Source organism: Phytomonospora endophytica, from assembly GCF_014202425.1.
Classification (GTDB): domain Bacteria; phylum Actinomycetota; class Actinomycetes; order Mycobacteriales; family Micromonosporaceae; genus Phytomonospora; species Phytomonospora endophytica.
This window is the reverse complement of sequence record NZ_JACHGT010000019.1, coordinates 15367-32753: the sequence shown is the minus strand read 5'-3', so window position 1 is coordinate 32753 and position 17387 is coordinate 15367. Positions and strand designations below refer to the sequence as shown.

At 71.2% G+C, this 17387-nt stretch carries 18 protein-coding genes and 1 tRNA gene; 11 read left to right on the top strand and 8 right to left on the bottom strand.

Features of this window, described 5'->3' with window-relative positions:
- Nucleotides 1-18: 18 nt before the first annotated feature.
- Nucleotides 19-1437, bottom strand: coding sequence for a tetratricopeptide repeat protein (locus tag HNR73_RS33390; RefSeq protein WP_184791866.1), 1419 nt, complete (start codon nucleotides 1435-1437; stop codon nucleotides 19-21).
- Between the two features lie 105 nt (nucleotides 1438-1542).
- Here HNR73_RS33390 and HNR73_RS33385 point away from each other — a divergent pair, with 105 nt between their 5' ends.
- Complete coding sequence (locus HNR73_RS33385) at nucleotides 1543-2544, top strand: aldo/keto reductase (RefSeq protein ID WP_184791864.1); 1002 nt, start codon at nucleotides 1543-1545, stop codon at nucleotides 2542-2544.
- A gap of 31 nt (nucleotides 2545-2575) precedes the next feature.
- On the opposite strand, the gene HNR73_RS33380 is transcribed toward HNR73_RS33385, so the two are convergent.
- Genes HNR73_RS33380 through HNR73_RS33370 form a run of 3 tightly spaced genes read right to left on the bottom strand, consistent with a single transcriptional unit; the run spans nucleotide 2576 to nucleotide 4743 of the window.
- Nucleotides 2576-3229 carry a DivIVA domain-containing protein gene (locus tag HNR73_RS33380; RefSeq protein WP_184791862.1) on the bottom strand — a complete coding sequence of 218 codons (654 nt, stop codon included), beginning with the start codon at nucleotides 3227-3229 and terminating at the stop codon, nucleotides 2576-2578.
- The gene (locus tag HNR73_RS33375) at nucleotides 3226-4362 is read right to left on the bottom strand and encodes a globin domain-containing protein (protein ID WP_184791860.1); all 1137 of its coding nucleotides are present in this window, start codon (nucleotides 4360-4362) and stop codon (nucleotides 3226-3228) included. Before HNR73_RS33375 ends, HNR73_RS33380 begins: the two co-directional genes overlap by 4 nt.
- A complete protein-coding gene (locus tag HNR73_RS33370; protein ID WP_184791858.1) occupies nucleotides 4363-4743 on the bottom strand; it encodes a group I truncated hemoglobin in 381 nt (126 codons plus the stop codon).
- Between the two features lie 348 nt (nucleotides 4744-5091).
- Here HNR73_RS33370 and HNR73_RS33365 point away from each other — a divergent pair, with 348 nt between their 5' ends.
- The gene (locus HNR73_RS33365; RefSeq protein WP_184791856.1) at nucleotides 5092-5604 is read left to right on the top strand and encodes an adenine phosphoribosyltransferase; all 513 of its coding nucleotides are present in this window, start codon (nucleotides 5092-5094) and stop codon (nucleotides 5602-5604) included.
- A 158-nt stretch (nucleotides 5605-5762) separates the two neighbouring features.
- Here the strand turns inward: HNR73_RS33365 and HNR73_RS33360 are convergent, their stop codons facing one another.
- Together HNR73_RS33360 and HNR73_RS33355 are read right to left on the bottom strand one after the other, a co-directional pair.
- Nucleotides 5763-6593 carry a mechanosensitive ion channel family protein gene (locus HNR73_RS33360; RefSeq protein ID WP_184791854.1) on the bottom strand — a complete coding sequence of 277 codons (831 nt, stop codon included), beginning with the start codon at nucleotides 6591-6593 and terminating at the stop codon, nucleotides 5763-5765.
- Nucleotides 6594-6661: 68 nt separating this feature from the next.
- On the bottom strand, nucleotides 6662-7054 hold the full coding sequence (locus HNR73_RS33355; RefSeq protein ID WP_184791852.1) for a cupin domain-containing protein: 393 nt from the start codon (nucleotides 7052-7054) through the stop codon (nucleotides 6662-6664).
- A 51-nt stretch (nucleotides 7055-7105) separates the two neighbouring features.
- On the opposite strand from HNR73_RS33355, the gene HNR73_RS33350 reads away from it, so the two are divergent.
- Entirely contained in the window at nucleotides 7106-8089 is a 984-nt protein-coding gene (locus HNR73_RS33350; protein WP_184791850.1) for a GlxA family transcriptional regulator, read from the top strand.
- Here HNR73_RS33350 and dcd read toward each other — a convergent pair.
- Both dcd and HNR73_RS33340 read right to left on the bottom strand, forming a co-directional pair.
- Nucleotides 8086-8664, bottom strand: coding sequence for a dCTP deaminase (gene dcd, locus HNR73_RS33345; protein ID WP_184791848.1), 579 nt, complete (start codon nucleotides 8662-8664; stop codon nucleotides 8086-8088). The two genes, HNR73_RS33350 and dcd, sit on opposite strands and share 4 nt — an antisense overlap.
- 82 nt (nucleotides 8665-8746) lie before the next feature.
- Nucleotides 8747-9682, bottom strand: a complete 936-nt coding sequence (locus HNR73_RS33340; RefSeq protein WP_184791845.1) for a zinc metalloprotease — start codon at nucleotides 9680-9682, stop codon at nucleotides 8747-8749.
- Between the two features lie 152 nt (nucleotides 9683-9834).
- Here HNR73_RS33340 and HNR73_RS33335 point away from each other — a divergent pair.
- The 8 genes from HNR73_RS33335 (at nucleotide 9835) to HNR73_RS33300 (ending at nucleotide 16466) form a co-directional block, all read left to right on the top strand.
- Nucleotides 9835-9905: transfer RNA gene (locus HNR73_RS33335), tRNA-Gly, on the top strand.
- A 294-nt stretch (nucleotides 9906-10199) separates the two neighbouring features.
- Complete coding sequence (locus HNR73_RS33330) at nucleotides 10200-11294, top strand: threonine ammonia-lyase (RefSeq protein WP_239122200.1); 1095 nt, start codon at nucleotides 10200-10202, stop codon at nucleotides 11292-11294.
- Nucleotides 11291-12406 carry a D-alanine--D-alanine ligase family protein gene (locus HNR73_RS33325; RefSeq protein ID WP_184791841.1) on the top strand — a complete coding sequence of 372 codons (1116 nt, stop codon included), beginning with the start codon at nucleotides 11291-11293 and terminating at the stop codon, nucleotides 12404-12406. The genes HNR73_RS33330 and HNR73_RS33325 overlap by 4 nt, the downstream gene beginning before the upstream one ends.
- Nucleotides 12403-13047, top strand: coding sequence for a M15 family metallopeptidase (locus HNR73_RS33320; RefSeq protein WP_184791839.1), 645 nt, complete (start codon nucleotides 12403-12405; stop codon nucleotides 13045-13047). The genes HNR73_RS33325 and HNR73_RS33320 overlap by 4 nt, the downstream gene beginning before the upstream one ends.
- A gap of 31 nt (nucleotides 13048-13078) precedes the next feature.
- The gene (locus tag HNR73_RS33315) at nucleotides 13079-13762 is read left to right on the top strand and encodes a response regulator (RefSeq protein WP_184791837.1); all 684 of its coding nucleotides are present in this window, start codon (nucleotides 13079-13081) and stop codon (nucleotides 13760-13762) included.
- 3 nt (nucleotides 13763-13765) lie between these two features.
- Entirely contained in the window at nucleotides 13766-15172 is a 1407-nt protein-coding gene (locus tag HNR73_RS33310) for an ATP-binding protein (protein ID WP_239122201.1), read from the top strand.
- Nucleotides 15169-15627, top strand: a complete 459-nt coding sequence (locus tag HNR73_RS33305) for a hypothetical protein (protein WP_184791835.1) — start codon at nucleotides 15169-15171, stop codon at nucleotides 15625-15627. The genes HNR73_RS33310 and HNR73_RS33305 overlap by 4 nt, the downstream gene beginning before the upstream one ends.
- 56 nt (nucleotides 15628-15683) lie before the next feature.
- Nucleotides 15684-16466 (top strand): phosphatase PAP2 family protein, encoded by a 783-nt coding sequence (locus tag HNR73_RS33300; RefSeq protein ID WP_184791833.1) that lies wholly within the window; start codon nucleotides 15684-15686, stop codon nucleotides 16464-16466.
- The last annotated feature ends 921 nt before the right edge of the window (nucleotides 16467-17387 follow it).

The following is a 17387-nucleotide window of genomic DNA, read 5'->3' as shown; positions in this document are numbered from 1 at the left end:
CCGGAAGGCGGGGCGGTCCTAACGCCATCCCGCCAGCATGGTGCGGCTCGCGCGCGTCTGCCGGTGCTCGGTGCCGTATGCGGTCTCGAAGATCGCGATTGCACGTGCCATGAGCCGCCTCGCCTCTTCGCGGTGACCGGTCTCGGCCCTGGCGACGGCGAGGTTGTGCAGGGTGAGGCCGACCTGGGGGTGCGTGCGGCCGAAGACGGCCTCGCCGATGGCCAGCGCCCTTTCCAGGCGCGGGATCGCCTTGCTGGGAAACCCCTGCTCGACCGACAGCAGCCCGAGGTTGTTGAGGGTGGCCGCGACGTCGGCGTGCCGCGGTCCGCGAGTGCGCTCGGCGATGGCGAGAGCGCGTTCGAGGGCGTTCACGGACTCCGAGCGCCTGCCCATGTCCTTGAGCAGCAGTCCCAGGTTGTTGAGCGTGTCGCCGGCCTCGGCGGAGTCGGGGCCGTACGCGGTCTCCTCGATGCGCAGCGCCCGCTGGTACATGGTGTGGGCGGCGTGGCCGTCGCCGAGGTCGTGGAGGACACCGGCGAGGTTGGTCAGGCGGACGGCGGTCGTCGGGTGGTCGGGCCCGAAGTTCTTCTCGGCGTTGCGCAGGGCCCACTCCTGCAGGAACTTCGCGTCGGTGAAGCGCCCCACCTCCGACATCACGAGGCCGAGCTGGCTGACGGGGTACATGACGTCGGCCGAGTCGCGGCCGAACGCGGTGCCGGTGACGCGCACAGCGCGTTCCAGGACGGCGGCGGCCTCGTCGTGGTCGGCCTGCATGCGCATCACGATGCCCAGGTTGGCGAGGGTGAGCCCGACCTCGGCGTGCTCGGGTCCGTAGGCGGCCTCGTTGAGGCGCAGCGCGCGCTCGAAGAGCAGCCTCGCGGCGGCGAGCTGCCCGGTTTCCTGGAGGTAGGTGGCGGCGCGGTCGTGCAGCCAGGAGATGTGGTCGGGCGGGCCGACGGCCGGGTCGGACACCGCGGCCAGGGTGTGCTTGAGCAGGGCGCGCCACGTGGGCCAGTCCTCCCTGCCCTGGACGTCGCCGGGCAGGTGCTCGCGCAGCAGGCGGCGGACGGTCGCGATCGCCTCGGCCGACTCCTTGGGCGTGCAGGCCTCGCGGACGCCGAGGGCGACACCGCGGTTGATGTTCACGACGTCGCCCCGGAAGCCGAGTTCCTTCGCGGCCGCCTCGACCGTTCCGCGCAGTTCCATGGGGAGGCGGTCGGGGTACCGGGAGAACAGCCGCAGCGGGATCGGGTCGGGGCCGAGGAACGACGCGAGCCGCAGCAGCCGCGCGGCCTTGAAGGACAAGCCGGCGGGGACGCGGTTGGGGCTCGACGGGATCGGCCGGCCGATGTCGTACCAGGGGGCCTCGGGCCGGTCGGCGAGGGCCTTGGCGACCTCGGCGGCGAGCCGGGTGTCGGCGGGGTCGTCACTGGGCATCGGGGGTCCTCGATGTCTCTGGGCGGGAAACCCCACCGAGAGTACACAGTGGACGACGCGCGCCGGCCTTGTGCTGGAGTGCCCTCCAGGTTTTACCGTCGGGCGATGGAACATCGATATCTCGGCGCGTCCGGTCTCCAGGTCAGCGACATGTGCCTCGGCGCGATGCACTTCGGCGGCCCCGCCGACGAGCGCGCGAGCCACCGGATCCTCGACGCCTTCGCCGACGCCGGCGGAACCTTCATCGACACCGCCGACGTCTACCACGCCGGTGAGTCCGAGGCGGTCCTCGGCCGCTGGCTCAACGGACGCGACCGTGACGACTTCGTCGTCGCCACGAAGGTGTGGGGCCCGACCGGTCCCGGCCCGAACGACGGAGGCCTGAGCCGCAAGCACATCCTGTCGGCGGTCGAGGCCAGCCTGCGCCGACTCGGCACCGACCACATCGACCTCTACTACACGCACGTCTGGGACAACCGGACCCCGCTGGAGGAGACCCTCCGCACCCTCGACACGCTCGTCACCGCCGGGAAGGTCCGCTACCTGGGCGCCAGCAACCTCACCGGCTGGCAGCTGCAGAAGTCGGTCGAGGTCGCGCGGGCCGCCGGGATCACCGGCTACAGCGCCCTCCAGCCGCTCTACAACCTCCTCGACCGGGAAACCGAGTGGGAGCTGCTCCCGGTCTGCCGCAACGAGGGCCTCGGCCTGATGCCGTGGAGCCCGCTGCGCGGCGGCTGGCTGTCGGGCCGTTTCCGGCGCGGCATGGACGCCCCGCCCGCCGGCAGCGTCGTCGCCCAGGCGACCGAGAAGGGTTTGCCGCAACGCTGGGACCGCTACGCCAACGAGCGCACCTGGGCCGTCCTCGACGTACTGCACGACATCGCCGGCGAGGCCGACCGGAGCCCCGCGCAAGTCGCGCTGCGGTGGCTGCTCCAGACGCCCGGGGTGACCGCGCCGATCATCGGGCCACGGACACCGGAGCACGCGGCCGACAGCATCGAGGCGACGACCTTCGTGCTCACGCCCGCGCAGATGACACGGTTGACGGAGGTGAGCACCGTACCGGCCGTGTACCCGTACGAGGTCCAAGCCCGCTACGTGCGCTGAGCCGGACCGGGGGGTCGGTCCGGCATACGCGTCACCAGCGTCCTAAACGCCCGCCGTCGTAGCGGCCGCCGACCTGGTCGCGGCCGCTACCGGTGAGCCGGTCGACCTCGACCGCGAGGGTTTCCCGCGCGGTCTTCAGCTGTGCCTCGACCGTCCCGATCGCGTCCAGGAAGGCCCGCGTGCGCGACAGCCGCGCCTCGATCTCCTCCAGCTCCTCCGGCGAGGTCTGCTGGTCGAGGGCCTGCGCGGCCTGCGCGGCGGCGGCCTCGGCGTGCGACTGGGCGGTGCGCAGGACCGTGTCGGCCTGCCCCCGCGCCTGGAAGATCAGCTGACGGCAGTAGTCCTGGGCCTGCGCGATGTAGGAGTCGGCCTGCTGCTGCGCCTGTGAGAGGAGGTTGACCGCCTCGGCCGTCGGCCGGGTCGGCGCGACCGTCGGGACGTGGCCGCGCGCGTTGGCGCTCTGCCAGTCCTTCAGCGCGCCCTTGACCTTCTCGGCCTCGACCCGCAACCGCGCCTCACGGGCGTCGCGGGCGGCGAGCTCCTCGGCGAGGCGGTTGAGGAAACGGTCGACCTCCTCGGTGTTGTACCCGCGTCTGCCCAGGGTGGTGCGGTTGAACTCGGTGTGCCGCACCTTGTCGGGGCTGAGACTGTGGCCCTGCGGCGCCCTGGCGTCGTCACCGGTCATGCCGGCGCCTCCTCACCTGTGCCGTTGAACTCTTCGCGGTGGATCTGACGCTCGGGCACACCGGCGTGCGCGAGCGCCGACACGCTCGTGGCGACCATTCCGGGCGGGCCGCAGACGAACACGTCGCACTCCAGCCACCGGGCCTGCCGCAACGCGATGCCCACGGGGTTTCCCTTGTGGACCGTCTGGGTCTGCTCGCCCTCGGCGACGCTGGGCACGATGTGGAACCAGTCGTGCCGCCCGGCGAAGTCGCGCAGCGCGGGCAGGTCGTAGAGGTCGCGGTGGTGCCGCGCGCCCCAGTACAGGTAGACCTGCCGACCGTCGTAGTCGGCCGCGATCTGCTCGGCGATCGCCTTCAAGGGGGCGAGGCCGGTGCCCCCGGCGAGCATGAGGACGTGCCGCGGCGGCGTGTCGGGCAGGCACAGGCCCGTACCCATGGGCGGGCCTATGCACAGGGTGTCGCCGGGCTGGGTCAGCTCGACGAGCGCCGGGCTGACCTGCCCGGCGTCGGCCATGCGCACGTGGAAGTCGATGGTGCCGTCCTCCCTTGGCGCGTTCGCCGGGGAGTACTGCCGCCACATGCGCGGGCGGTTCGGGTGCTCGATCGTCAGCGACTGCCCCGGCACGTACGCGAGGCGCTCGTGCGGGGCGACGCGCAGGACGGCGAGGTCGATGGTGCGCCGCTCGTGCGCGACGACCTCGGCCTCCCACCAGGCGGGCGACTCCTTCGCGGAGTCGTTCGCCGCCTCGGACATGACCTGCGCGACGATCCCGTACGCGGCCTCCCAGTCGGCGGCCAGGTCAGGGGTCCAGTCGCCGCCCAGGAAGTGCTCAAGGGTGGCCAGCAGCGCCGACCCGACGGCCGGGTAGTGGCCGTCCAGGACGGCGAACTTGCGATGGTCCCGGCCGAGCTGCTGGAGGAAGGGGACGAGCTCGTCGACGTTGTCGACGTCGCTGACGATCCGCCCGAGCGCGGTGACCAGCCGGTCGCGCTGGGCGGCCATGCTGATCGGGAACATCTCCCGCGTCTCGGGGTGCTCCAGGAACAACGTGGAGTAGAAGAAGAGCGGGACCTGGTCGCCGTATCCGGCGACCTCGCCCCAGCTCCACTTCAGTCGTGCCGCGTCGACCACTCAGGATCCCGCGGCCGGGTCCACGATGTCGTCGCGGACTGCCTTGAGGGTCTGCGCGACCGCGTCGGCGATGTCGGCCGGCGCGCCCATCTCGGCGAGGACACCCAGCAGGTGCGCGCCGACCTTGTCGTAGTGCGCCTCGGTGATGGCCAGACCGCGGTGGGCGGCCGACAGTTCGCGGCCGCTGTACTCGGTGGGGCCGCCGAGGACCTGCGAGAGCAGCAGCACCTGGTGGCGCTTGAGCTGTGCGACGTCGGTGTCGACGAAGTAGTGCGCGAGCTCGGCGTCGTCGAGGAGACGGACGTAGAAACGGTCCACGGCCTCCTTGATCGTGGGGGCTCCACCGAGTCGGTCGTAGTGAGAGGGGGCTTCGGCAGTCATGTCGCCTGCTTTCTCCGACGGGGGCAGGATGCGCGCGGAACGTCGAGGGCGGTGGTTCGAGGGGGTCCTCGGCGACCCGTGCTTCACGGGAAGATCCTGACGAGATCACGTCTGTGCCGCCGCCGATGCTACCGGTGACGGATTCACGTTTCCGGGGACACCCGGCGGAGGCCCTGTGATCCACAATGGACTGAACTGTTTCGACTGCTCGACAGGGGTTACCCATCGGTAGTTTTCCGGGCTTTTCGGGCCTGTTGGGCCACCCGAATCGTGGCATCCGGCCGGGTCCGCCCGACAGGGATTTAGGTGCGATTTAAGAGACCGCACGCGGGGTCATACGCTGTCGGCGTGGACCTGAGCCAGTACATCGCACCCGTCGCCGACTTCCCCATCCCCGGCGTCGCCTTCAAGGACATCACCCCGCTGCTCGCCGACCCGGAGGCCTTCGCCGCGTCCGTGGACGGCCTGGCCGCGGCCGTCGAGGGCGTGCCCTTCGACCGGATCGCCGCCTTCGACGCGCGAGGTTTCCTGTGGGCCGCGCCGCTGGCCTACAAGCTGGCGCTGCCGCTGGTGCCGATCCGCAAGGCCGGGAAACTCCCGCGCGCCCGCCTGACCGAGAGCTACCAGGGCGAGTACGGGGTCGAGACGGTCGAGATCCACGACGACGCGCTCAAGCCCGGCGAGTCGGTGCTGCTCGTCGACGACGTGATCGCCACGGGCGGGAGCATGCTCGCCGGGTGCCGGCTCGTGGAGCGGCTCGGCGCGTCGGTCGCGGCCTGCGCGGCGGTCATCGAGTTCACCGGCCTGGGGGCGCCGAAGGCCCTCGACGGGTACCGGACGGTTTCCCTGATCACGTACTAGGTCCCCGAGGCGGCGATGAGCTGGTCGCCGACGGGGGCCGCGAGTAGTGCACCGACCGGCCGCGCGTGACGCCGTGCCCGCCCGGCGGCTTCTGAGCGCGAACGCCGAAGCCGCCCGGGTCTCCCCGGGCGGCTTCGGCCTTCCTCATCCCACAGGTCCTACTGGTGCGCGCCGTACTCGCCGGTGTCCGGCGGCGGCACCCGCCCGGCCGTCTCGGCCTCCGCGCGACGTGCGGCGTCCTGCGCGGCCGACTGCTGGTCGGTGCCGTACTGCTGCGACTGGTAGGCGCCTTGCCCGAACTGGGGCGTGCCCTGCTGGTCGGACACGGCCGCCTTCAGGCTCGCCGACTCCGCCTCGACACGTCCGAGGACCCGCTCCCAGCGCTCCCGCATCGGCATGATCAGGCCGCCGCCGAGACCGACGATCGCGACACCGGCGATGATCGCCAGGGCCGTGATGAACAGGGGCATCGTCACCGCGTTGCCGATGCCGATCTGGTTGAGCGCGGCGATCGCGGCGATGACCACGATGGCGATCCGCGCGATCGCGGCGACCGTCCGGCCGTAGGAGACCGAGGCGAGCATGTTGGACACGAGGTCGTAGACCACGTTGGCCACGGCCATCGCGACGACCATGATCACCAGCGCGATGAACAGCTGCGGCAGCCAGGCGACGATCGCGTTGAGCAGGTCGCTCACCGGGTTGTTGCCGAAGGCGCCAAAGGCCAGCTGGAGGGTGAACAGCATGATCGCGTAGAAGACGATCATCCCGACCAGGCCGCTCGCGGTGTAGCGGCCGGTGAACTTGCGCAGGCCACCGCGCTCGGCGACGCGGTCGAAGCCCACTTTCGACAGCAGCTTGACGGCGACCGTGCGCAGGATCCTGGCGACGATGTAGCCGATGACCAGGATCGCGAGGAACGCGAGCGCGCGTGGGATGAACGCGACGACCGCGTCCAGTGCGTTCTGGAAGCTCTGTGAAATGTCCATAGCCGGAGGCTAAACCGCTATGCGTGATTTTGGTCCCATTTGGAGGTATTAGGCCTGATCAAGAGGCGTCAGCCGAGCGGCCGGCCCACGGTGACGTCCACATGCGCCGGTACGTCGTCGTGGCGGTCGCCGACGGTCGAGGTCCCCGAAGGCTCGAACATGAGGATCTTTGCGCCACCGGGCGCGGAGGGACGGTGCTCGACACCCCGCGGCACCGTGAACACCGAGCCCTTCGGCAGCGACACCGACCGCTCGCCACCGGAGTCGCGCAGGCCGATGCTCAACTCGCCGTCGAGCACCAGGAAGAACTCGTCGGTGTCCTCGTGGACGTGCCAGATGTGGTCGCCTTCGACCTTCGCGACACGCACGTCGTAGTCGTTGACGCGCGTGACGATGCGCGGGCTCCACAGGGCGTCGAAGGAGGCCAGGGCGTCGGCGAGGGCGATCGGTGCACTGCTCATGGCTCAAGTCTGGCGATCGACGGAGGGTCGCGCGAGTGCTAGGAATAGCGCATGTCGCAAGGATCCTCGCAACGGCTCCACCGAGTTGTCGTCATCGTCGACGAGAACTCCAACCCCTTCGAACTCGGATGCGCCACCGAGGTCTTCGGGCTGCGCCGTCCCGAGATCGGGCGCGAGCTGTACGACTTCCGGCTGTGCTCGCCGCGGCCGCGCACGGTCATGCGCGACGGCTTCTTCACGCTCACCGGCGTGGAGGGCCTGGCGGCGGCCGAGGAGGCGGACACGCTGATCGTGCCGAACCGGCCGGACGTCGAGGTGCCCCGCCGGGCCGCCGTCCTGCGCGCGATCCGGGCGGCGCACGCGCGGGGAGCACGGCTGGTCGGCTTCTGCAGCGGCGCCTTCACCCTGGCCGAGGCGGGGGTGCTCGACGGACGCCGCGCGACGGCGCACTGGCAGTGGTCGGCGGCGTTCCGGGCGAGGTTTCCCTCGGTGCGGCTGGAGACCGACGTGCTGTTCGTCGACGACGGCGACATCCTGACCGCCGCGGGCAGCGCCGCCGCACTCGACCTCGGCCTCTACATCGTCCGCCGCGACCACGGCGCCGAGATCGCCAACGCGGTCAGCCGCCGGCTGGTCTTCGCCGCCGGGCGCGACGGCGGTCAGCGCCAGTTCGTGGAGCGGCCGGTCCCGAAGACCGCCGACGAGTCCCTCGAACCCGTCCTGGCCTGGATCCGCGAACGGCTCGACGGGCCGCTGACCATCGCGGCCATGGCGGCACACGCCTCGGTCAGCCCGGCCACACTGCACCGCCGCTTCCAGGCACAACTGGGGACGACACCACTGCGCTGGCTGACCGCCGAACGGGTCGCCTACGCGTGCCGTTTCCTCGAACTCGGGGAGGCGAGCGTCGACACCGTCGCCCGGCGCAGCGGACTCGGTACGGCCGCGAACCTGCGGACGCTGATGAGGCGGGAAACCGGGCTGACGCCCACGCGGTACCGGCGGCGGTTCCTGAGGAAACCGCGGGAAACCTAAGCCGTCGGCCAGGTCCGCCAGTTCAGCCACGCCCGGCTCGGCGTCGGCCCGCGCTGCCCCTGGTACCGCGACCCGTAGACCGCGGAGCCGTAGGGGTGATCGGCCGGCGAGGACAGGCCGAAGATGCACAACTGGCCGATCTTCATGCCCGGCCACAACGTGATCGGCAGGTTGGCCACGTTGGACAGTTCGAGCGTCACGTGGCCCGAGAAGCCCGGGTCGATGAAACCCGCGGTCGAGTGCGTCAGCAGGCCCAGGCGGCCGAGACTCGACTTGCCGTCGAGACGCGCGGCCAGGTCGTCGGCGAGACTCACGGTCTCCAGCGTGGACCCGAGCACGAACTCGCCGGGGTGCAGCACGAAGGGCTCGCCTTCGGCGATCTCGACCAGCGAGGTCAGGTCGTCCTGCTGGACCGAGGGGTCGATGTGGGTGTACTTCGAGTTGTTGAACACCCGGAACCAGCGGTCGAGGCGCACGTCAACCGACGCGGGCTGGATCAGGGTCGGCTCGAAGGGTTCGAGCCCGAGGCGACCCGCCTTGACGGCGGCGGTGAGGTCCCGGTCAGACAACAGCATGCTCCGGACCATAACCGAGCGCCCGGAACGCCGGAACGGCCGCACCATGGGGTGCGGCCGTTCCGGCTTTGCTATGGAGGCGTCACTCGCGGTAGGCGAGCCAGAACTTGATCATCCGGACCGACTGCCCGGCGGTGAACTCGGTCATGCACGCGTCGGTTCCGTAGTCCATGTAGTTGTGGAACGGGTCCTCGCCCCACTTGCCGGGGCAGGAGTCGCGGTCGTTGCACTCGAACTGCGGCTCGGCCTCGGCGGGGGTGTCGGCGACCTCGTCACCGCGACCACCGCATCCGCCCTGGAAGGTGTGGTAGAGCCCGAGCCAGTGGCCGACCTCGTGGGTGGCGGTGTCGCCTTCGTTGTAGGGGCCGGGGCCGTTGCCGGGCATGGACCCGTTGAGCATGACCACGCCGTCCTGGTCGCCCTTCTCGTCCGAGGGGAAGGTCGCCCAGCCGAGGAGGCCGCCGCCGATGCCCGCGGAGTAGAGGTTGAGGGTCTCCATGCCGCCCTGGTGGAGCGCCGACTTCATGTCCTTCTCGGCGCTGGAGTCGGGCTCGACGCCGTACCAGTCGTCGTCGGCGGTGTGGGTGACGTCGGTCAACTCGAAGCGGAAGACGGTCGGGAAACCGCCCGCACCCGCGGAGTAGGCGTTGTTGAGCACATCGATCTGCGCGGCGATGAGGTCGTCGGAGACGTCGCCCTCACCGTTCTCGGTGGTGACGACGTGGAAGGCGACCGGGACGGTGACGATCACGTCGAAGTCGAAGTGGCCCGGACCGCGCCCCTGCGCGTCGAGCCTGGCCTTGAGGTCGTCCTCACGGGCCGCCGCCTGGGCCGGGGTCACCTCACCGCCGTCGACGATGGTGCCCGCGTCGGGCGTCACCCGTGCCGCCGCCGACCCTGCGGGGTCGCACTCCACGGACGCGGCGGCCGAGGGGGCGCCGATGGCGGTCGCGGCGAGCACGAGTGCCCCGGTCGCGAGTGCCCGTCCGATGTGTCGCGGCAGATGGAATCGCGTCATGTGCTGCTCCTCGCCGTGCTCCGAGTAGACCGAAAGTCGGGCGAACCCGACCTTTTGCCGGAGCGTACGACACTTCAGGAGGGCACGGCGGCGCCTTGACGACATAGGGGAGTGCGAGAGCGCCGGAGCCATCGGCTACAGTGGGGGCTCTCGCGGATGTAGTTCAATGGTAGAACTTCAGCTTCCCAAGCTGACAGTGCGGGTTCGATTCCCGTCATCCGCTCGGTGATATAGACGCAGTTCAGGGCCGGTACTCCACAGTGGAGTCCCGGCCCTGAGGCGTTGTCGCGGCGAGTGGGGAGGCCTCCCCTCGCACCTGTCCGGCGGCTTTCGCGTTCACCTTGTACCGTTCCCACAGCCGTCCACCGATGGAGCGGAACATAATTCGGTCAAGCCGGACGAATCGTTGCGTTCCCATGACCTTCCCAAGACCTGGTCAAGACAACTTGGGAGGATGGTGGATCTTCCGGCGGGCCACCGTCCGCCGGTGAACCGGCCTCACCGAGGGGAGCCTTCCGTGCGTGCGAACCGGCTGAGTGACGACAAGCGGGACTCGACGCCGCCGTCCGGGCGCGGCTCTGTCATGCCGGGTGCCGTGCCGGGTGCGCTGCCAGGCCTGCCGGAAACACCGGGTCACGCCGACGTGCTGGCCGCCGCCGAGTGGCTGTCCGGGCGCGTCGTGCGCACCCCCCTCGTCCGCTCCCGCGCGCTCGACGAGCGGGCGGGCGTGCGCCTGTGGCTCAAGGCGGAGAACCTCCAGCACGGCGGCTCCTACAAGTTCCGCGGTGCCATGCGGGCCGTCGGGCGCCTGGCCGCCAGGGGCGAGGCCGAGGGCGTGATCGCCCAGAGCACCGGCAACCACGGCTACGCCGTGGCCATGGCCGCCGCCGAGAACGGCCTGGCCGCCTCGATCGTGCTCCCCGTCGACGCCTCCTCCACCAAGATCAAGCTGATCACCGCCACCGGCGCCGAGGTGCACCTGGTCGGCACGACCGTCGAGGAGCGCCTCGACACCGTCGCCAAGCTGCACGGCGAGTCCGGGCACGCCGTGATCGACGCCTACGACCACCCCGACGTGGTCTGCGGTCAGGGCACCGCCACCCTTGAGCTGCTCGACGACGTCGCCGCCGCGGGCGGCCGTCTCGACGCGATCGTCGTCCCCGTCGGGGGCGGCGGCGGTGTCGCCGGGGCGAGCCTGGCCGCGGCCCGCGAGGGCGCCGAGCGGCCACTGCTCTACGGCGTCGAACCCGTCGGCTGCGACTCGCTCCACCGCAGCCTCGCCGCGGGCGAACGCGTCACCGTCCCACCCGCGCCCACCCTGGCCGACGGTCTGCGGCCGTCCACGGTGGGCGAACTCCCCTTCCGCATCCTGCGCGACGTCATCGCCGACGTCCTCCTGGTCGACGACCAGGCGATCGCGCACGCCTTCACGCTGGCCGCCTTCCAGGCCAAACTTCTCGTCGAGCCGTCGGCCGCGGCCGCGCTGGCGGGGGCGCTGGCCCTCGCCTCCGCGGGCGGGGTGCACGATATCGGCGTCCTGTTGACCGGTGGCAACGTCGACGCCGGTTCGGTATCCACGATTCTCTCGACGTACCAGGAGGTTTCGGCATGAGTGCCGTACGCGTAGGTGTCCTGTTCGGAGGCCCCTCGGCCGAGCACACGGTGTCGGCGGCCTCGGCGCTCGGTGTGGCCCGCGCGCTGCCGCGCGAGCGTTTCACGCCCGTCGTCATCGGCGTCGGGAAGGACGGCTCCTTCCACCTGCTGCCCGAAGAGCAGGTCACCGCGTTCCTGAACCAGACCGGCGCGACCCTCGCCATCGAGGACCGCCTCGAAGTCGGCGGTCCCGTCGTCGAGCTGCGTTCGGCCCGCCCCCGGACCGGCGTTCACATCGTCCTGGACGGCGAGGTCGTCGAGACCGTCGACGTGTTCTTCCCCGTCCTGCACGGCCCCTTCGGTGAGGACGGCGTACTCCAGGGCCTCCTCGAATCCCTCGGCGCGCCCTACGCGGGCTGCGGCGTCGCGGCCTCGGCCGTCGGCATGGACAAGGTCGCCATGAAGCGCGCCTTCAAGGCCGAAGGCATCCCCGTCACGCCCTACGTGTGGGTCGACGAGACCCGCTTCAACGCCTCGGCCGACCCGGCCGAGTTCGTCGAGGGCCTCGAACTCCCCCTCTTCGTCAAGCCCGCCAACATGGGCTCCTCGATCGGCATCAGCCGCGTCGACGAACTCTCCGAGCTGAGCGAGGCCGTCAAGGCCGCCCTCGCCTTCGACCCGGTGGTCATCATCGAGCAGGGTGTGCGGAACGCCCGCGAGCTGGAGGCCGGCGTCCTCGGCGGTTTCGAGCCGCGCGTGTCGGTGGTCGGCGAGGTCACCGTCGCCGAGGGCGTCTTCGACTTCGACCAGAAGTACCTGGGCACCAGCGACCCGATGATCGTCCCGGCGGACCTGCCCGAAGAGGTCGCCGCCGAGATCCGCGAACTCTCCCTGCGCGCCTTCCGCTCCATCGGCGGCTGGGGCCTGGCCCGCGTCGACTTCCTCTACGACGCCGAGGCCGGGCAGATCTACGTCAACGAACTCAACACGCTCCCCGGCTTCACCGCGCACTCGATGTACCCGAAGGTCTGGGCGCCCCTCGGCATCACCTACGCGCAGCTGACCGCCGAGCTCGTCGACCTCGCCTTCGAGCGGCACGAGCTCTACGCCCGCAAGCGGAGCGCCTCATGATCCTCCTGTCGGACCCGCGCATCGCCGCCATCGAAAGCCGCGACAACGGCGAGGCCCTCATCGACCTGCGCCAGGTCGATGAGCTGCGTCTCGACCCGCGTCTGGCCGACGAGGACGGCATGTTCGCGCGCCTCCGCGAGAACGTCCTCGATCGCCTCCTCACCGCGCAGCGCGCGCTGCCCGGCGGGCTGCGGCTGCTCATCGTCGAGGCGTACCGGCCCCCTCATCTCCAGCGCAAGTACTTCGAGGGCTACCGCGACGAGCTGCGCGACACCTACCCCGGCTGGGACGAGGACCGCCTGCACGTCGAGGCCAGCAAGTACGTCTCCCCACCGGAAGTGGCCCCGCACGGCACCGGCGGCACCGTCGACCTGACGCTGTGCACCGCCGAGGGCGTCGAACTGGACATGGGCACCGCCGTCAACGACAGTCCCGAGGCCAGCGGGAATCGCTGCTTCACCGCCTCGCCCGACGTCGTCGGGGAGGCCCGCCGCAACCGCGACACCATGTCGGCCGTCCTGCGCGCCGCCGGGATGGTGAACTACCCGACCGAGTGGTGGCACTGGTCGCACGGAGACCGCTACTGGGCCTTCACCCTCAACGCCTCCCACACCCGCTACGGGCCGGTGGAGCTGACCTGACCCGCGACCGTGCATGAGGAGGGGTGACGCCGTGGCCCGCGTGCTGCTGATCGAAGACGACCTCGCCGTCGGTGAGGGGCTCCAGCTCGGCTTGAGAAGGCAGGATCACAGCGTCAGCGTCGCCACCAGCGGCGAGCGCGGTCTCGACCAGTTCCGCGCCGAGGTCCCCGACATCGTCGTCCTCGACCTGATGCTGCCGGGCATCGACGGGTTCACCGTGTGCCGCCAGATCCGTGCCGGTGGGGACACCTCGATCATCATGCTCACCGCCCGGGGCGAGGACATCGACGTCGTCGCGGGTCTGGAGGCCGGAGCCGACGACTACGTCGTCAAACCGGTCCAGGCCCGCGTCCTCGACGCCCGCATCCGCGCCGTCCTGCGCCGCGCCAGCGCCGAACGCGCCGAACGCGAACTGCACGGTGCCCTGAGCATCGACCGGGCGGCGCTGGTCGTCGCCAAGCACGGCGAGCGGATCGCCCTCGCCCCGACCGAGTTGCGGCTCCTGCTGGAGCTGACGCGTTCACCGGGGCGGGTGCTCAACCGCCAGCAGCTGCTGGAGTCGGTCTGGGAGCACAACTACCTCGGCGACTCCCGCCTGGTCGACGCCTGCGTCCAACGGCTGCGCGTCAAGATCGAGGACGACCCGGCCAACCCCGTGTACGTGCAGACCATGCGCGGCTTCGGGTACCGCTTCGGGCCGCTGCCGGCGGGCTGAACCGTGGGTTTCCTGCGTACGGGCCTGCGCACCCGCCTGGTGATCACCTACATCCTGATCAGCGTCCTGTCGGCGGGCGCGACCGCCGTCGCCGGTTACGTCGAGGCCCGCACGACGATCCTCCGCGACAGCCAGGACCCGGCCGTCGGCGCCTTGACGAACGCGGTCGGCAAGCTGGCCGACGCCATCAAGATCCCGCTCTCCCAGGACGGCCTCGACGAGCTCGCCTACCAGCTCCAGGAGTCCGCCGGCGGGGACATCGTGACCGTCTTCGGTGAGCTGCGGTCACGGGCCGGCCCGCCGCTCGGCGGGTTCAGCGCGGAGCTTCGCGAGGCCGTCCGGCACGGCACGAGCGTCGTGTGGCAGCGGGTGATGATCGCGGGGGACCCGGTGCTGACCATCGGGATGCCCTTCCTGATCGAGGCAGGCGAGAAGAGAACCCCGTCCGGGCTGGAGATCTACAGTTCGCGGCCGATGCTCGCCGAGCAGGAGAGCGTCGACCGGATGGCCACCGCGCAGTGGACCGGGATCATCGCCGTGGTGATCGCGATCGTCTTCGCGCTGCTGGCCGCACACAGCGTGCTGCGGCCGGTGCGGGAGCTCGCGGCGGCGGCGAAGCGCTGGGGCCGGGGCGAGCTGGACACGCGCCTGCAGGTGCGCGGGAGCGATGAGCTGGCCGAGTTGGGGCGGACCTTCAACCAGAGCGCCGACGCGGTGGCGCATCACGTCGCCGAACTGGAGCGGGTGGAGGCCGACGCGCGGCGTTTCGTCGCCGACGTGTCCCATGAGCTGCGCACGCCGCTGGCGGCGATGACGGCGGTGACCGACGTCCTCGACGAGGAGGCCGAGCACCTCACCGGCGACGCGGCGGCCGCCGCGCGGCTCGTCAGCCGGGAGACCCGGAACCTGAATCGCCTGGTGGCCGACCTGATCGAGGTCTCGCGTTTCGACTCGGGTACGGCGGCGCTGATCCTCGACGACGTCGACATGGGCGAGGCGGTCGCGTCGAGCCTGCGGGCGCGCGGGTGGAGCGAACAGGTCGCCGTCGAGTTGCCGGCGGGGCTGACGGCACGCCTCGACCCGCGCCGGCTCGACGTGATCATGGCGAACCTCGTCGGCAACGCCCTGAGCCACGGCGGCGAACCCGTGGAGGTGCGCTTGTCGGCGGGTCCCGAGGAGGTCGTCATCGAAGTCGCCGACCATGGGCCGGGGCTGGCGCCGGACGTCATCGGGCACGTCTTCGACCGCTTCTACAAGGCCGACAGCGCGCGCGGCCGTTCCGCGGGCAGCGGGCTCGGGCTGGCGATCGCGCGAGAGAACGCGCGGCTGCACGGCGGTGAGTTGTCGGCGGCGAACCGCCCCGGCGGCGGTGCCGTGTTCACGCTGCGACTACCGAGGAGGCGGGCATGAAACGCGTGTTCGCGCTGGTGGCGGCACTGCTCGTGCTCGCGGGTTGCGGAGTCCGGCCGAGCGACGTGATCCCGGCGGGGGAGGCTCCGGGGCAGCCCGCGAACACGCAGACGGTGCTGTTCTGGCTCGGGGACGGGCGCCTCGTCGGCTATCCACGGCTGACGCCGGCGGTACTGGCACCGAACGAGGCCGTCGCGGCCCTGTTGCGCGGACCGACCCCCGCCGAGCAGAACTTCGACCTGGGCACCGCGCTGCCGATCATGGACGTGCTGGTGACCACGACCTTCCTCGACGGCGTCGTCGAGGTCACGGTGGACACGGCGGTGGCGAGCTGGAGCGCGACCGCTTTGGACCAGGTGGCGTGCACCGTGCTGACTTCGGGCGAGCGGGCGGGGGCGGTCGCGGTCGTCGGGACCGACGAACGCCGCGACGCCCGCTCCTGCCCACTTCTGTGACACGACCATGACATTCTCCGGAACCTCCGCGGACATCCCCGGCGCACCATGAACACATGACCACCAGCCTCCCCCGGCCCCAGCGCCGCGCCCCGGCCGCCGTCGCGGTCCTCCTGACCGGTGCCGTGCTGTGCGCGCTGGCGGTGGTCGCGACCTACCTGCTCGCCGTGCAGACCTACACCGGCCAGGCCCTGGAAAACCAGGGGCTCGACGCCACCTACGGAGCCGAGAAGCACCCCGCGGCCTTCTCCCTGCTCGGGTTCGTCGGTTCGCCACCCCTCATCCTCGGCGCCCTGGCCGCCGTCATCCTCCTCGGCGCCCTCACGCGCAGCCGCTCGACGGGCCGCCGCCGCGTCCGCTATGGCGTCGCGGGCGCCGCCGTCGCCGCCCTCTCGATCGCGACGACCGAAGTGCTCAAGTCGACGCTCCCCCGCCCCGACCTGGACCTCTACGGCACCGGGCTGCCCCTTCACAACAGCTTCCCCAGCGGCCACACCACCGTCGCCGCCGGTATTGGCCTCGGCCTCCTCCTCGCGGCGCCGCCCGTACTTCGCGCCCTCCTCGCCGCCCCCGTCGTGTTCGTCACCGCCCTCGTCGCCGCCGCGACGATCGTGACGGGCTGGCACCGCGTCAGCGACACGATCGGCGCCGCCCTCATCGCCGCCACCTACTTCTTCCTGGCCGCCACCCTCACCGGCCTCCCCGAACGCACCACCCCGGCAACCCACCACCATTCCCACGCCCCCGCCCACCTCCCCTCCCCCTGGCCACCCCACCCAACGAGACCCCACCCCCGCCCCACCCGGCAAGCAACGCCGACCCCCTACACGCCGTACTAACCAGCAAGACAACCCACGCGCCACCCAGCACGCCGCCACTGCCCGCCACCGCCATCGGCTGCGGCTGCGGCTGCGGCTGCGGCTGCGGCTGCGGCTGCGGCTGCGGCTGCGGCCCACCCAACTCAGCCCCCGCGCTCCCCACACTCGGGCTGACGACTCCCCGGCACCCGCCCCAGCCAGCCCACCCCACCGGCATGCCCACCCCGACCGAGCCGCGTCCCGCTCAACGCACCACTCCGGCCGAGCGCCTGCCGCAGCAGTCCTCCACCTCCGACCGAACGCCACCAGCGCGAGGTCCCCTGGAATCCGGATCCCGCCTCAACCGCAGCCGACCCGGATCCCACCGCCTCGTGAACCGCAGCCGTGCTCCCACTCGGTTCCGGCCCACTCGATTCCTGCTCGCCATCCCACATCGAGGCAATCTCGGCCGGCCACACAAGCCGCCGCACCATCGCGCAGCCCACGCGCAGGCAGCGACACAAGCATCGCCACGCCCGCTTCCATCCGCCCGACCGCAACGAAGCTCCGCTCAAAACGACCCCTGCCGCACAGCCCCCACTTCCAGCCGCACGCAAGCGCCGGAACAGAACCGCCAACCCCTCACACCACGCCGCGGCGCCGCAGCCGTACTCCGCCGCAGCAAGCCTTCACCTCAACCACGTGCCTGAGACGACCGCAACCGAGCCCGGCGACACCACCGACGACGGTCGCAGCCGACCCCTCCTCTGGTTCGGTCTCCACCCCGCCCGTTTCTCACCCCAGCCACCCGGGCCACCCCCGGCCAAGCTGGCGGCTGGCGGTTCGCGGTTCGCGGTTCGCGGTTGGCGGTTGGCGGTTGGCGGTTGGCGGTTGGCGGTTGGCGGTTGGCGGTTGGCGGTTGGCGGTTGGCGGTTGGCGGTTGGCGGTTGGCGGTTGGCGGTT